General features: G+C 51.3%; 15 protein-coding genes. 2 read left to right on the top strand and 13 right to left on the bottom strand.

Features of this window, described 5'->3' with window-relative positions:
- Positions 1-46: 46 nt before the first annotated feature.
- Entirely contained in the window at positions 47-1837 is a 1791-nt protein-coding gene (locus PCI15_RS03045; RefSeq protein WP_271272895.1) for an EAL domain-containing protein, read from the bottom strand.
- Between the two features lie 243 nt (positions 1838-2080).
- On the opposite strand from PCI15_RS03045, the gene PCI15_RS03040 reads away from it, so the two are divergent.
- Complete coding sequence (locus PCI15_RS03040; RefSeq protein WP_271272894.1) at positions 2081-3712, top strand: methyl-accepting chemotaxis protein; 1632 nt, start codon at positions 2081-2083, stop codon at positions 3710-3712.
- A gap of 40 nt (positions 3713-3752) precedes the next feature.
- Here the strand turns inward: PCI15_RS03040 and PCI15_RS03035 are convergent, their stop codons facing one another.
- The 7 genes from PCI15_RS03035 to xerD form a co-directional block, all read right to left on the bottom strand.
- Positions 3753-3941, bottom strand: coding sequence for a hypothetical protein (locus PCI15_RS03035; RefSeq protein ID WP_271272893.1), 189 nt, complete (start codon positions 3939-3941; stop codon positions 3753-3755).
- A 31-nt stretch (positions 3942-3972) separates the two neighbouring features.
- On the bottom strand, positions 3973-5706 hold the full coding sequence (gene recJ, locus PCI15_RS03030; protein WP_271272892.1) for a single-stranded-DNA-specific exonuclease RecJ: 1734 nt from the start codon (positions 5704-5706) through the stop codon (positions 3973-3975).
- 5 nt (positions 5707-5711) lie between these two features.
- A complete protein-coding gene (locus PCI15_RS03025; protein WP_271272891.1) occupies positions 5712-6533 on the bottom strand; it encodes a YdcF family protein in 822 nt (273 codons plus the stop codon).
- Positions 6534-6831: 298 nt separating this feature from the next.
- A complete protein-coding gene (thrC, locus tag PCI15_RS03020; RefSeq protein ID WP_271272890.1) occupies positions 6832-8223 on the bottom strand; it encodes a threonine synthase in 1392 nt (463 codons plus the stop codon).
- A gap of 19 nt (positions 8224-8242) precedes the next feature.
- A complete protein-coding gene (locus PCI15_RS03015; protein ID WP_271272889.1) occupies positions 8243-9544 on the bottom strand; it encodes a homoserine dehydrogenase in 1302 nt (433 codons plus the stop codon).
- A gap of 173 nt (positions 9545-9717) precedes the next feature.
- Positions 9718-10461, bottom strand: coding sequence for a DsbC family protein (locus PCI15_RS03010; protein ID WP_271272888.1), 744 nt, complete (start codon positions 10459-10461; stop codon positions 9718-9720).
- Between the two features lie 112 nt (positions 10462-10573).
- A complete protein-coding gene (xerD, locus tag PCI15_RS03005; protein WP_271274574.1) occupies positions 10574-11491 on the bottom strand; it encodes a site-specific tyrosine recombinase XerD in 918 nt (305 codons plus the stop codon).
- A gap of 79 nt (positions 11492-11570) precedes the next feature.
- Between xerD and PCI15_RS03000 the strand changes: the two genes are divergently transcribed.
- Positions 11571-12230, top strand: coding sequence for a DUF1638 domain-containing protein (locus PCI15_RS03000; RefSeq protein ID WP_271272887.1), 660 nt, complete (start codon positions 11571-11573; stop codon positions 12228-12230).
- 59 nt (positions 12231-12289) lie between these two features.
- Here the strand turns inward: PCI15_RS03000 and rplS are convergent, their stop codons facing one another.
- The 5 genes from rplS to ffh form a co-directional block, all read right to left on the bottom strand.
- Positions 12290-12649 (bottom strand): 50S ribosomal protein L19, encoded by a 360-nt coding sequence (gene rplS / locus PCI15_RS02995; protein ID WP_205659251.1) that lies wholly within the window; start codon positions 12647-12649, stop codon positions 12290-12292.
- A 15-nt stretch (positions 12650-12664) separates the two neighbouring features.
- Positions 12665-13420, bottom strand: a complete 756-nt coding sequence (trmD, locus tag PCI15_RS02990; RefSeq protein ID WP_271272886.1) for a tRNA (guanosine(37)-N1)-methyltransferase TrmD — start codon at positions 13418-13420, stop codon at positions 12665-12667.
- Between the two features lie 3 nt (positions 13421-13423).
- Positions 13424-13957, bottom strand: a complete 534-nt coding sequence (gene rimM / locus PCI15_RS02985) for a ribosome maturation factor RimM (RefSeq protein ID WP_271272885.1) — start codon at positions 13955-13957, stop codon at positions 13424-13426.
- A 28-nt stretch (positions 13958-13985) separates the two neighbouring features.
- Positions 13986-14231 (bottom strand): 30S ribosomal protein S16, encoded by a 246-nt coding sequence (rpsP, locus tag PCI15_RS02980; RefSeq protein ID WP_261843524.1) that lies wholly within the window; start codon positions 14229-14231, stop codon positions 13986-13988.
- Between the two features lie 183 nt (positions 14232-14414).
- The gene (ffh, locus tag PCI15_RS02975) at positions 14415-15830 is read right to left on the bottom strand and encodes a signal recognition particle protein (RefSeq protein ID WP_271272884.1); all 1416 of its coding nucleotides are present in this window, start codon (positions 15828-15830) and stop codon (positions 14415-14417) included.
- Positions 15831-16005 lie beyond the last annotated feature (175 nt).

Genomic DNA, 16005 nt, shown 5'->3' with positions numbered 1-16005 from the left:
TTACTGTAACACAGGATGCCAAACCGATAAGTAAAACCACAATAAGCTAAACGCGGGCCAGCTCACCTTCAGCGCTGCTCAGTCTGCGACGGCGGGACACGAAAACATAACTGCCATCCGCTTTTTTTGCCTGTTTCTTCGCCTGTGCGGCCAACTCTGCAACCTCATGATAACTGAGACATGAGTAAGGATCAGGGTGTACAACACCGACAGACAAACTGAGAACAGGGAAAAAACTTGATTCACCGGACCGACCCTGAGACCAGACACCGCCCTGCTCCAGATCCTGCGGGCTATAGTATTCACGTACAGAAAGATCAAACTCAGCAATGATACTTTGGCAGCGGGACAGCCAGTCTTCACAGCGGAACACCACCACAAAATCATCGCCGCCCACATGCCCTGTAAAATTATCACCGCTGGCAAACCGGGTTAACAGGCTGCCCAGTTGCTGAATCAGCAAGTCACCTTTTACGTATCCGTAAGCATCATTAAACGGTTTGAAATAGTTAATATCAAAATACGCTACCCGAAAATCATCTGTACGCTTCAGCAAGCTGTCAATCTCCCTGCTGATCGGGACGTTACCCGGCAACAGGGTAAGCGGATTAGCATAACGGGCATTGCGGATTTTTAACTCAGTAATTTTTTTCAGCAGATCGCGGACATCTCCCAACCCCAGATATAACCCGTTCCGGGTAATTACCAACCCCTGATTCAGATACACCGCATCCTGCTCGGTGACCATCTGCGACACATTTTCCAGTGACATATCACTTTCAATGATCAACGCATCGTCCATCATAACGGACACTGGCTTCTGCTCGTACAGCGCCCGGCCATACTGTGTCGAAAACAGCTCCAGCAGCTTCGCGCGGGTAATAGTCCCCACAGGTCTGCCATCTTCCAAAACCGCCAAAGCATTATAGGCCGGGTTGTCCCTGAACAGACGGCTGGCCAGTTGTAATTCGTCACTTTGCGCCAGAGATGGTGCCGGCTGAACCAGCACAGAGGCAGTCTCAGCCATATCAGGGTCCAGATCCCCCCTTGGCCGTTTCGGCAACCAGGCATATTCCTGCGGAGCATCCACAGGACGTTGTGTGGGCCGCCCCAGATAAAACCCCTGCCCGATTGTTACACCCAGCTCCTTCAGCGTCAGCAATTCCGACTGGGTTTCAATTCCTTCGGCAATGATTGAGCAACCGATCCCGTTAGCGATGCCGCAGATAGATTTTACAAACTGGCGTTTGATCGGCTCACGGTCAACATTATGGACAAAATGTTTATCAATTTTGACGATATTCGGCTGCAGCTCAGACCACAGTTTCAGGCCCGAATAGCCGCTGCCAAGATCGTCTATGGCGATATTAAATCCCATCCCCCTGTAATGCTGAACCGCCTCAAGTGTCAGACCATACTGATCAAAAGGATGCTGTTCAGATAACTCGATGACGATTGCCTGCTGAGGTATGTCCAGCGCGGCCAGCATATCAGCCGTTAAACCTTTCTGATGCTCCGGCGTCCCCAGTAAGGAAGCACTGATATTCAGGAACAGCTTGCCTCCAATGTTCAGCTCAGCAAAACGCTGCAGTGACAGGCGCCGGCAGCTCAGTTCAAGGGTGTGCAACAGGCCACAGCGAATAGCGGTCTGAAACAGGCTGTCCGGTGAATACAGAACACTGCCTTCCGGCCCGCGGATCAGCGCTTCATGCCCGATTGTTTCCCCGTTTCTCAGATCAACAATCGGCTGAAAATGCGGAAACAGATTATCCCCGGCAATCAGGCTGCGCAGCAATTGCTCTTCATAATCAATATTTAAGGTCGTACTCAGGCCCATAAAAACTACTCTGGCATCTTTGTTTGTCGCACAACTTAAATTTCACAGATGACAAACAGATGACAAATCACATTGCTGTCACCGGATAACTGCCCATTCAGAGCTTCAACTAATGGATAAGATTAACTTTGCCACTTTTTGATTAGGCTCAAGTGATACAACCCGAATTAATGTCACTGTGTTGTTTCCGCCAGACAATATCCTGTGCAACTTAGCCATGAACCAGAACAGGGGATCGTGATCATGCTCTCCCGAATATCCATTTCCACGCGTATATGGCTACTGCCAGCCTTACTCATCCTGATTTTTTCCGGTGTATATATTCAGGATACTTTCCTGCTGAAAGAGAACCTGCTGGCCGCCAAGAAAGACCGCCTTCAGGGGCTGGTGACCACTGCCCACGCAATACTTGGTGACTATTACCAGCGCAGTCAGAACCAGGAAATGACCGAACCCCAGGCACAGCAGGAAGCCAGCCGGATCATCAGCCAGCTACGTTACGATGATAACCAGTACTTCTGGATAAATGATCTCCAGCCACAGATCATCATGCATCCGATCAAACCTGCTCTTAACGGCAAAGACGCCTCCGCAATCAAAGATAAGCAGGGCAAGTTACTCTTTGTAGCCTTTGTGGATGTGGTCCGCAAAGACGGTGCCGGCTTTGTAGATTACTTCTGGGCCGCCCCTGACGGTTCAGAAGATCAGCTACCCAAGCTGTCCTTCGTCAAAGGCTTTGCCCCCTGGGGCTGGATGGTAGGCAGTGGTATCTATGTCGATGACATCGATGAGCAGTTCACCTCAATCCTGAGCCAGCGGCTGATTTTTCTGGCCACCGCACTGGTGATAATCATTGCGCTGTGCCTGCTGATAAGCCGCAGCATTATCAGACCGCTCAACCAGACAACCGCAGCCATGAAGGATATTGCCCAGGGGGAAGGTAACCTCACTGTTCGTTTACCGGTTAAAACATCTGACGAACTGGGCGTACTGGCAGCCACATTCAATACTTTTGTGGAACGCATTCATCAGACCGTCGTACAGGTTAAAGTTTACGGCGATGAACTGGTGACTGCCTCACACTCACTGGCAGATATCACTGAACAGACCAATACCAGCATCACGACCCACCAGCAGGAAACACAGAACATGGCTGAGGCGGTTCGTGAAATGAACCATACCGTTCAGGAAGTCGCCGGTAATGCATCAGAAGCGGCACACTCAGTCAGCGCTGTACGCAACCAGGCAATGGCCGGGCAGGAAGTCGTCAAAGCCAGCATCAGTGCTACTCATAATCTGGCCAAATCAGTGGATAAAGCCGTCACCAGCATCCAGACGCTGGAAAGCGATGTGGAAAATATTGGCGGTATACTCGACGTTATCCGCTCGATTGCCGATCAGACCAACCTTCTTGCCCTGAATGCTGCCATCGAAGCCGCACGGGCCGGGGAACAGGGCCGTGGCTTTGCCGTGGTTGCCGATGAAGTCAGGGTACTGGCCAAACGGACCCAGGAATCAACAGAAGAAATTCAGGCCATGATTGAACAACTTCAAAGCGGGGCTCACAATACAGTTACCGTTATTCAGACCGGCAGAAACCAGGCTGAAATCAGTGTTCAGGAATCAGAACAGGCAGGGGCAACGCTCAGTGCAATTACGCAGGAAATTCTCAGTGTTGCGGACATGAACACCCAGATAGCCAGTGCCACCGAACAGCAAAGCTCAACCGTCAGCACCATCACCCATAATGTGGATACTATGCATCAGGCATTCGGCCAGACCACAAAAGGCGCCAGTAAGGTTACCAGCGCCAGTGAGCAACTCAACCAGTTGGCTGACAATATCCACAAACTGCTGGGGCAGTTCAAAATTTAATGATCAGGCAGTGCTGCCGGCATCTGCTGGCAGCCATGACTCACAACTTACAGGCACCGCCAAGACAATCATCAAAATCCATGTTTTCAATCTCGTCGCGTTCAGCCTGGGCATGCTGAAGACGCACCAGCAAATCCAGCTCTTCGGGGCTGGCAGCCTGTTCCTGAATACCGGCTTTGGCAAAAACGCCCAGCAATGTATTTAATTCCTGCAAACTGAAATCATTCATCCGGATATTCCCTGTTGTATGTTTGTAGACATCAGGCCAGCGGCAACAGATGATCAATCATCAGCTGTACATTACGCTGCCCCCGGAACTCATTCACATCCAGGCGGTATACTGCCCGCACTTTCTGAATACTCTGATCCGGCCAGCATTTAGTATCAGCATTAAAGTGGATGCCGTCCACCGCAATGCCGCTCTCAGGATCCATTAACACCACTTTAAGGTGCCGCTGTCCGACAATACGCTGCTGAATTAATGAAAACTCACCATCAAACAATGGCTCCGGAAAGTGCTGCCCCCAGGGCCCGCCTTCCCTCAGAAGCTCAGCTGTCTGAAGCGTAAAATCCTGACCGCTCAGCGCCCCGTCAGTCAGGACGGAATGCTGTAACTGTTCGGCGCTCATTTGCCGGCGCACCTCAGCATCAAAGGCGGCCTGAAATGCATCCAGCTGATCCGCGACGATCGTCATTCCCGCCGCCATTGCATGACCACCAAACTTTTTCAGTAACTGGGGATGCTTAGCGGCGACAGCATCCAGTCCGTCCCGGATATGAAACCCGGCCACAGAACGGGCTGAACCTTTCAGCTCACCGTCATCACCGGCGGCGAAAGCAACCACCGGGCGATTGAGCTTCTCTTTAATTCTGGAAGCTAAGATACCTATCACCCCCTGATGCCAGTCTTCCTGAAACAGGCAGACGCCAAACGGCAACTCAGCATCATCAAGCTCCAGTTTATCCAGTAACGTCAGCGCCTGTTGCTGCATCTCCTGCTCAATACCACGGCGTTCCTGGTTTAGCTCATCCAGCTGCACCGCCAGCGCCCGGGCCCGGTCGGGGTCGTTGCACAGCAAGCATTCAATTCCAACCGACATATCATCCAGCCGGCCGGCAGCATTCAGGCGGGGCGCCAGCGCAAATCCCAGATCCGATGCCACCAGGTTATGCCGGGACCGCCCACTGATATCCAGCAAGGCCAAAATGCCTGGGCGGGCCTGGCCTGCCCGGATTCGCTGCAAACCCTGATGCACCAAAATGCGGTTATTCTCTTCCAGCGGCACCACATCTGCCACGGTCCCCAGAGCTACCAGGTCCAGTAAACTGCCAAGATTTGGCATGGGGATATTCTGTCCCGCGAACCAGCCCTGCTGTTGCAATAACCGGCGCAATGCCGCCATGACATAAAAGATTACGCCGACACCGCAGGTAGACTTTTCAGAAAAATCACAGCCTGGCTGGTTAGGATTAACAATCGCACAGGCATCCGGAAGGACTGCGCCGGGTAAATGATGATCGGTGATGATGACATCAATTCCGGCCTCATTGGCAGCCGTCACCCCGGTAACACTGGAAATACCATTATCCACGGTAACAATCAGATCCGGCGCGCGCTGCGCCGCAACCGCCACAATCTCCGGACTGAGCCCATAACCGTATTCAAACCGGTTAGGCACCAGATAATCCACACGCCGGGCACCCATCATCCCCAGCGCCAGCATGCCTAACGCTGTGCTCGTGGCACCGTCACAGTCAAAATCCCCAACAATGAGAATACTCTGCTGATGCATAACGGCCTGTGCCAAACGCTGAGCAGCATCATCAAGGCCCCGAATGTTCTGACCATTCTGTAACTGATTAAGCTGCCGCCCTAACCGGTCAGCATCGAACAGACCACGGCTGGCATAAATCCGTGCCAGCAGAGGATGTACCTGATTAAAGACAGCGCCATCCGCGTTCACATCACGGCGACGGATTAATAATTCTGACATAACACCTAAATACTCAACGCTTGCGTTTGCCCGCTCATAACATCTTCTGCGGGAAACCATTCTTCGGTTTTACCCGTTGCATAATAAGCCAGCAAGCCAATCCATTCACGCACTGCCGTTCCCAGGTTACCAAGGTTATCCGCCAAGTCGAACCTGACGCTGTCAAACTCGAACGGTTGAGAATAATAATCCACCGGATAAGGAATGACCTTCCAGCCCTGCTGGCGGTATATACCGACAGAACGCGGCATATGGAAAGCAGAGGTCACTAACAGCCAGCCATCCCCCTGATCTATACTGCTTGCCTGAGGCAGTACTTGTCCGGAATAGAGCGCATTTTCATACGTATTGCGTGACTGTCGCTCATAAATAATATTTTCAGACAAACTGAACTCTTCCAGCCATGCCTTAACTGTATCAGCTCCACGGTATTCCGGCTTCAGCACCGAACTGGAACCGCCGGTAAAAATAATAGGTTTATCCGGAAAACGCTTCAGCATGCCCGGTAACGTCATCACCCGGTCTGCGCCTTCTGAAAACTGCGGCTGCCCCCAGATACTGCTCAGTTCAGCATTTTCACCGCCCCCGAGCACAATCACGCCGGCAATATTATCAGGTATTTTCCCGGGCTGGCTGAAACGGTTTTCCAACGGCTGCAATAATAAATTTCCCACCGGATAGACGGTCAGAACAATCAGACTCAGCACCGTCAGGAAAGTAATTTTTTTCCAGCTAAACAACATTGAAACAACAAGAAGCAAAACAATAAAATTCCCCGGGTTAGCCAATGCCCAGAAAATTTTTGAAAGATTAAAAAACGTATCCAAAGCCCCATCTCCACCAACAGCAAATCCCTGACAATTTTCCTTTTTCGGTTAGTCTACCTGCTCCCAGATACAGTGACATCCTGATGATCAGCCGCGCCGGCATGCTCCCTTCCGGTTCCCACAGATAACTGATCCTGCCTGCTTATTTAATACACCACTCACGAAAGAAACACGAATGTTTTCAAATAATTAATAGTAATTCAGCAACATTTACCGAAGCACCGGGATACAGCGGATAAAAACGCACAAAAAAACCCGTAACAGTTGCCTGTTACGGGTTTGAATAACACTTCAGAATTTATGCAGTGACCTTCTTCGCCACAAATTCCTGAACGGTTGTCAGTTCATTCGGCAGCACCGTCATGCGTTCTTCACGCTCAAACAGGTCCGCCATATGTTCTGGCAATTCCGGCGCCTGCAAACCGGCTTTTAACACGGCTTCCGGGAACTTAACCGGGTGCGCTGTCGACAGTACAATCATTGGCACACTTTCATCGCGGCGACACTTACGGGCAGCTGCAACACCGATAGCCGTATGCGGGTCCAGCAGATAACCGGTATCAGCATGCACCTCGGTGATCAGTTGACAGGTTGAATCATCGTCACAGGCATGGCTGTCAAACAGCTCACGGACAGCTTCCCAGCGGGACGCATCCAGCTGAACAGATTCTGTTTTAAAACGGTCCATGAGATCACTAATAGCAGCACCGTCACGGCCATAGACATCAAACAGCAACCGTTCGAAGTTAGACGAGACCATGATATCCATCGACGGAGACAGGGTATGAACCAGCTCGCCCTTGCTCATGTCGTTATCAGCAATTACCCGGTGCAGAATGTCATTACGGTTCGTTGCCACAACCAACTGGCTGATTGGCAGTCCCATCTGCTTGGCAATATAACCGGCAAAAATATCACCGAAGTTACCGGTTGGGACTGAGAACGCAACTTCACGGTGCGGACCGCCCACAGCCAGTGCAGCCGAGAAGTAGTAAACGATCTGCGCCATGATGCGCGCCCAGTTAATGGAGTTAACCGCGCCCAGCTTACGGCCGTTCAGGAATCCCTGATCCGCAAAGCTGTCTTTAACCATCTGCTGGCAATCATCAAAGTTACCTTCCAGGGCGATGTTGTGCACATTGTCCGTCAGAATACTGGTCATCTGCTTACGCTGAACTTCTGAAACCCGGTTGTAAGGGTGCAGAATGAAAATATCCAGATTATTGCTGTGACGGCAGCCTTCAATGGCAGCAGAACCGGTATCACCGGAGGTCGCCCCCATAATCACCAGACGCTCATTACGCTGCTGCAGGACAAAGTCCATCAGACGTCCCAGCAACTGCAGAGCAAAATCTTTAAATGCCAGGGTCGGGCCATGGAAAAGCTCCAGCACCCACTCATTAGTATTCAGCTCTTTCAGCGGCGCAACCGCTGTATGGTTAAAACCTGCATAGGTTTCATCAACCATGCGTTTAAAGTCGGCATCATCAATGCACCCGGCCACAAACGGCTGCACAACCTTATAAGCCAGATCCGCATAAGACAGGCCCGCCCAGGAAGCAATCTCTTCCTTCGAGAAGGTCGGCAGTTTTTCAGGCACATACAAACCGCCATCACTGGCCAGACCTGCAAGTAACACATCAGCAAAATCCAGTGCCGGTGCTTGTCCACGTGTTGAGATATATTTCACGGTTATGACTTCCTAAAACTTAAGCTTCGAAGTGTTCAACACGGATACGGGTCACCGTACCGTCGATGTCAGCAGAGGCTTCGATCTTAGCAATGGCCTCATTCATCTGCTGTTCCTTCACTTCCTGAGTCAGGATAATGATAGGCACCAGTTGCTCATGGGTTTCTTTCTGCAGAATCGCGTCAATGCTGATACCCGACTCACTCAGGATACCGGTCACCATCGCCAGCACACCCGGCTTCTCAACCGCATGCAGGCGCAGGTAGTAAGCACTTACAACTTCTTCAATCGGCAGGATAGGCTCATCAGACAGTTCACCCGGCTGGAATGCCAGATGAGGTACGCGGTTATCACGGTCAGCCGTCAGGGTACGGACAACGTCGATCACATCAGCAACAACAGCAGAGGCCGTCGGCTCTGCACCGGCACCGGCACCGTAATACATGGTCTGGCCAACCGCATCGCCGTCAACCAGCACAGCATTCATTACGCCATGCACGTTAGCAATCAGTGCCTTTTCAGGGATCATGGTTGGATGAACACGCAGCTCAACACCGGCCTCATTGCGACGGCTGATACCCAGGTGCTTAATCCGGTAGCCCAGCTCTTCAGCATACTGCACGTCTTCCGCAGTGATCTTACTGATCCCTTCGGTATACGCCTTGGAGAACTGCAGCGGAATACCAAATGACAGAGACGCCAGAATCGTCAGCTTATGCGCCGCATCGATGCCTTCAACGTCAAAAGTAGGATCAGCTTCGGCATATCCCAGCGCCTGAGCTTCCGCCAGCACATCAGCAAAATCACGGCCTTTATCCCGCATTTCAGTCAGGATGAAGTTACCGGTACCGTTAATGATACCCGCCAGCCAGTTGATCCGGTTAGCGGACAAACCTTCACGGATCGCTTTAATGACCGGAATACCGCCAGCAACACCTGCTTCAAATGCCACCATGACATTCTTCTGCTGTGCCGCTTCAAAGATTTCATTGCCGTGCTCCGCGATCAGCGCTTTGTTCGCTGTCACTACGTGCTTACCATGCTCAATCGCAGTCATCACCAGCTCCCGCGCGGTGTCATAACCACCGATCAGCTCAATGACGATATCAATTTCAGGATTACGGGCAACGGCAAAAATATCCGCGGTAATCTGGGTGCCTTTAGTATCGCAATCAGGATTAGGACGACGCGCACCCACTTCCTCGATAATAATCTTACGGCCGGCGCGACGCGCAATTTCTTCAGCATTGCGCTTCAATACGTTATAAGTGCCGCCACCCACGGTGCCGAGTCCACAGATACCCACTTTTACTGGTTTCAAACCGTTACCTCGCTTGTCATGTCAGGGAATGCCAAAGGGCACGCCCGGGCCGAGTCAAAATAGCTTCGCATTATATATAAGTCAGCCGTGATGCACTACGCAGCAGGTCGCTTTGAAACTAAAAAAGGGAGCATTTTGCTCCCTTATTGATGAATAGTTTTTAATCTGCAGGATTAATTCAGCTGAAGCATCTCAGCCAGACGCGCTGCAGGCACATAACCCGGCACCAAACTGCCGTCTTCCAGCACCAGTGCAGGTGTACCGGTCACGCCGGCCTTACGACCAACATTCATCTGCGCCAGTACCGGGCTGTCACAGCTGCTGCTGGCCTGCGGCAGGCTTTCACCTTTCTTAGCCCGGGTCATCAGCTCTTTACGGGTTTCTTCGTTTTCAGCACACCAGACAGAGTCCATCGTCAGATGAGCAGGCGACCCCGCACCTGCACGCGGGAACGCCAGATAACGTACTTCAATTCCCAGTGCATTGATATCCGCAATTTCTTTGTGCAGCTTACGGCAATAGAAGCAATCCACATCCGTAAACACAGTCACACTGGCCTTCTTCTCACCTTTAGCTGCAAAATTGATTGTATCGCTGGCATCGCTGCTCGCCAGCAGCTCAAGGCGATCACCCTTCTTGGCTTCTTCTGTCAGATTAACCAGAGCACCGCTTTCACTGACCTTAAACATATCCCCGACAACAAAGTGACTACCTTTGTCATTGGTATACAGGGTTTCACCGCTCTTCAGCGTCACCTGATATAAGCCGGGAAACGCCGCCGGCTTTACCTCAACGATAGGCACCATCGCATTCAGGCCTCGCAAGGCATTACGAATGTCGGCTTCCTTATCCCCTTCCGCCTGAACGGTTGCAGCAAATGCAAATAATGCCGCTGCCATCATCAAAAATTTACGCATGAAATCCTCTACCTTAATCACTGCAAATCGTCACCGGCCGAAAACCGGTATATTTGTGGTCTGAAACTTGAGACGACAGGATACCCTTAAAGTTCAGAGCCTTAAGCATTTTTTATCCCCGCGGATGATGCTCCCGGTGCAAAGAATGCAACCGGTGCTGCGCCACATGGGTATAAATCTGCGTGGTGGATAAATCACTGTGCCCAAGCAACAGCTGAACAACCCGCAGATCGGCGCCATGATTCAGCAAATGCGTCGCAAAAGCATGCCTCAGGACGTGAGGCGACGGCAATTGGGTTAATCCGGCCGCCAGTCCGTGACGCTTAATCCGGTACCAGAATGTTTGCCGGGTCATTTGTGTGCCCCTCCTACTGGGAAACACAACCTCATTACGTGAATCCCCCATCAGCAATGGCCTCACATTCTGCACATATTCCTGCAACCAGCGGGCAGCCTCATCACCCAATGGTACCAGCCGCTCTTTATCCCCCTTACCCACGACCCGGATAATCCCTTGCCGGGGGTTGATCTGGCCCAACTGTAACGACACAAGTTCGGTGACCCGCAAACCTGCCGCGTACAGCATCTCCAGCATTGTCCGGTCACGGAAATCCAGCGGATCATCCGTATTTGGTGCCTCCAGCAGGGCCACAACGTCTGCTTCCGTCATGGTTTTCGGCAATTGTCGCCCCTGCTTCGGGCTTTCAATATCCAGTGTCGGGTCAGCGCTGATCACCGCTTCACGGACGTAATACCGGTAAAACCCTCTCAAACACGACAACATTCTCGAGGTCGATGCCGGCTTCAGTCGCTGCGTCACCCGCCAGCTCAGATAGGCAAGCAGCTCAATCCGCTCCAGCTGTAACAGACGATAGCCCCGGTCCTGCAACCATAAGGCAAACTGACGCAGGTCCCGCCGGTAAGACTGTAGTGAATTATCACTCAAGCCTTTTTCCAGCCAGCAAGCATCCAGGTATGTATCAATAGTCTGCGAGTTATCCTGTGAAAGCTGTTCTGTGTCTGATTTCAGCTCTGGCACATTGCCTCCCTGGTTATTCTGTTTCCGGCGCAGTGTAACCAACAACGACCGGCCTGTTCGCTATTTTATAATGACGAAACTAAGATCACAGCAATCCAAATCAATAAAAGTCACCACCATGCAGCCACCCGCAGAACAGACTCCCCAGGCAAGCACCCTGCTTCTTACATGTGGTGCGCTGGCTAAAGAAGTGGTTACCCTGATCTCACATAACCACCTGCAACATATTGATGTTCAGTGCCTGCCTGCTAATCTGCATCACCGCCCCGTACTGATACCGGACGCCATTCGTAAAGCGATTGAGAAATTCCGGCACCGCTATCACAATATATTCGTCATCTACGGTGACTGCGGTACAGCAGGCGCGCTGGATGAAGTCCTGCAGGAATATAATATTGAACGCATTCCCGGCCCACATTGCTTTTCTTTCTTTGAAGGCAACGAACGCTTTGCAGATAATGAGGATGACGTCACTTCATTTTTCCTGACGGATTTCTTCTGCCGGCACTTTGATACATTCATGTGGCAGCAATACGGCCTCGACAAAAGTCCCAGCATGCTGTCTTTTATGTTTGGCAACTATAAAAAGCTGGTCTATGTCGCCCAGACCCGGGACGAAAAACTCTATGAAAAGGCCCGTGAAATTGCCCGTCGTCTCGGGCTGAAGTTTGAATACCGCTACCGGGGCTATAGTGATCTGGGCATCTATATACACAATATTGACGCATAAAACCCGGGCACAAAAAAAGGTGGCCTGAGCCACCTTTTTTCTTCCCGCAGGACAGTTGCTTACTTAGCCAACTTTTCCTTGATACGTGCAGACTTACCGCTACGCTCACGCAGGTAGTACAGTTTCGCCTGACGAACGTCACCGCGACGCTTAACAGCAATGCTGTCAACGCTGGTAGCGAAAGTCTGGAAAGTACGCTCAACACCCACACCGTGAGAGATCTTACGTACGGTGAAAGCAGAGTTAACGCCACGGTTACGCTTACCGATAACAACGCCTTCGAAAGCCTGCAGACGCTTACGCTCGCCTTCTACAACTTTAACCTGAACAACAACGGTATCACCCGGTGCAAATTCAGGAACGTCTTTAGTCATCTGTTCAGCTTCAATCTGCTGAATGATTGGATTTTTGCTGCTCATCGCTCGCTCCTAATACTAACCCTGAGACCCTCGGGCCTCCTGGATAAATTCGTTTAACAATGTTTGCTGCTCTTTATCTAACTCAAGGTCTTCCAGCAAATCAGGACGTCTCTGAGAGGTTCTGCCTAACTGCTGTTTCAGACGCCAGCGTCTGATCGCCTCGTGGTTACCGCTGAGCAACACATCAGGTACGGACATTTCGTCGAGTTTTTCCGGCCGCGTATAATGCGGGCAATCCAGCAAACCGTCGCTGAAAGAATCTTCTGCCGCTGAATCCGCATGTCCGAGAACACCCGGAAGCAACCTGGAGACCGCATCGATCATTACCATTGCCGGTAATTCGCCACCGCTGAGAACAAAATCCCCCAGCGACCACTCTTCATCGATTTCCGTTTCCAGCAGACGCTCATCAATACCTTCGTAGCGTCCGGCAACCAACACCAGTTTTTTATGACCGGCTAACTCTTTCGCGCCGGCATGATCGAATCGGCGGCCCTGCGGAGACAGATAAATAACTGTAACGTTTTCATCTGCACCGGCAGCGTCTTTAGCTGCATGGATTGCATCCCGCAGCGGCTGCACCTTCATCAACATGCCGGGACCACCACCATAAGGGCGGTCGTCAACGGTACGGTGTTTGTCTTTCGTGAAATCTCTCGGATTCCAGCACTGCACATCCAACAGGTTATTGCGCACTGCCCTTCCTGTCACACCGTGGCAGGTAACTGCCTCGAACATTTCAGGAAAAAGACTAACAACACCGATCCACACCGGTTAAAACTCCGGATCCCAATCGACCCGAATCGTACCTTCATCAAGGTTTATTTCTTTGATCACCTGATCTGGCAGGTAGGGAATTAACCGTTCACGACGATCAACACTCTGACCATTACCTTTTACAACCAGAACATCATTCGATCCGGTGGCAATCAGGTGACTTACCTTGCCCAGCTTCTCGCCGGACTCGGTGATAACATCTAACTTTTCCAGCTGGCTCCAGTAAAACTCACCGTCACCCAGTTCTGGTAACAGGCTGGTTTCAATCGCGATATCCAGGCCACAATAGTCCCGGGCAACATCACGGTCATCCACACCTGCTAATTTAGCAATCAGCCCTTTGCCATGTTTCTTGCCGTCAGCAATTTTGACCGGCAACCACTGACCATTTCTGTTCAGTAGCCATGGCGAGTAATTCAGAATGCTTTCCATCGGCTCGGTGTGTGAATAAATTTTCACCCAGCCTTTAACACCGTAGATGGTTGTAATGCGCCCAACAATCGTCGTTTGCTCAGACGTTAAACCATTCATTCAAAAAACCCGACTGATAACTAATTAATTATGCGCTTTTTGCTTCTTTCAGAAGCGTAGCAACACGGTCAGATACCTGAGCACCTTTAGATACCCAGTGTTCAACGCGCTCAAGATTGACACGCAGACGCTCTTCCTGACCTTTCGCCAGCGGGTTGAAGAAGCCAACACGCTCAATAAAACGACCGTCACGAGGATTACGAGAATCTGCAACAGAAAGGTGATAGAAAGGACGCTTCTTAGCGCCGCTGCGAGCTAAACGAATAGTTACCATGCGTTCGGTCCCTTTATTAAGTGAGCTTTGACATCACTCACAGTTCATTGTTTGCAATCCCGCTCAAGTCACGGAACCCGTAATCCCGCGTGGACTGCACCTAACATAAAAAACGAGGCGGCATTTTACGTGAAAATGCCGCCGTTTGAAAGCTTATTATCTGATCGCGTTTCAGCCGGTCATTTACAGCTTGGGGAAGCCGCCCGGGCCACCCATTCCGCCGCCCATGCCACCACCCATTCCAGGAGGTAACATACCTTTCATACCGCGCATCATTTTCGCCATGCCACCTTTAGTGGAGAACTTCTTCATCATCTTCTGCATCTGCTTATGCTGTTTAAGCAAACGGTTGATATCCTGAATCTGAGTACCGGAACCGGCAGCAATACGCTTTTTACGCGAACCGCTAATGACATCCGGACGACGGCGCTCACGGGGGGTCATCGAATTAATGATGGCTTCCATCTGCATGAAATTCTTTTCGGCCCCGGCCATATTACCGCCCTGCATCATCTGGCCCATCTGCCCCATGCCCGGCAGTTTATCCATCAGCGAAGACATACCGCCCATATTTTTCATCTGCTGCAACTGGTCACGGAAGTCTTCCAGATCAAAGCCTTTACCCTTCTGAACTTTCTTCGCCAGCTTTTCCGCTTTGGCTTTGTCGACCTTCTGCTCAACTTCTTCGATCAGGGACAGGACATCGCCCATGCCCAGAATACGGGAAGCAACACGGTCGGGATGGAACGGCTCCAGCGCATCGACTTTTTCGCCAACACCCAGGAACTTGATCGGCTTACCGGTGATATGACGAACAGATAAAGCGGCACCGCCACGGGCATCGCCGTCTGTTTTGGTCAGTACAACACCGGTGAGCGGCAGGACGTCATTAAATGCTTTCGCCGTATTGGCCGCATCCTGACCGGTCATGGCATCTACCACAAACAGTGTTTCAACCGGATTGATCGCCGCATGCAGATCTTTGATCTCATCCATCATGTCACTGTCGACGTGCAAACGGCCCGCCGTATCGACAATCAGCACATCAAAGTGTTTCACTTTGGCATGGTTGATAGCGGCGTTAACAATATCAACCGGCTTCTGCTCAGCCGTAGACGGGAAGAAATCCACTTCCACTTCGCTCGCCAGGGTTTCCAGCTGCTTAATCGCTGCCGGGCGATACACGTCGGCAGACACAACCAGCACTTTCTTTTTCTTACGCTCACGCAGAAAACGGGACAGCTTGGCGACAGAAGTGGTTTTACCTGCACCCTGCAGACCGGCCATCATAATGACTGCCGGTGGCTGAGCCGCCAGGTTCAGCTCTTCATTCGCCGCGCCCATAACCGCTTCCAGCTCCTGCTGGACGATCTTTACAAAAACCTGCCCGGGGCTCAGACTCTTGCTGACTTCCTGACCAACGGCACGCTCTTTGACGCGCTCGATAAATGCTTTAACAACCGGCAGCGCAACGTCCGCTTCCAGCAAAGCCATACGCACTTCACGTAAAGTGCCTTTAATGTTGTCTTCGGTCAGCTTGGCTTGACCGGTCACCGCCTTTAACGTTTTCGACAGGCGATCCGTCAGATTCTCAAACATATTACTCTTGCCCTGATGGCTGATATCGGTTCGCCGCAATAATGACTGGCAGCGCAACCTTAAATAAAGGATGGCGGCATTATACAGCACCCCGGTTTATAAACCCAATACACAAACTTATCTGCTCAGCCAGCCCAGACTTTGATCTGCACCAATGGAAATTATTTCATCACCC

It is taken from the genome of Aliamphritea hakodatensis (assembly GCF_024347195.1).
GTDB lineage: Bacteria > Pseudomonadota > Gammaproteobacteria > Pseudomonadales > Balneatricaceae > Amphritea > Amphritea hakodatensis.
This window is presented reverse-complemented; position numbering and strand designations above follow the sequence as displayed.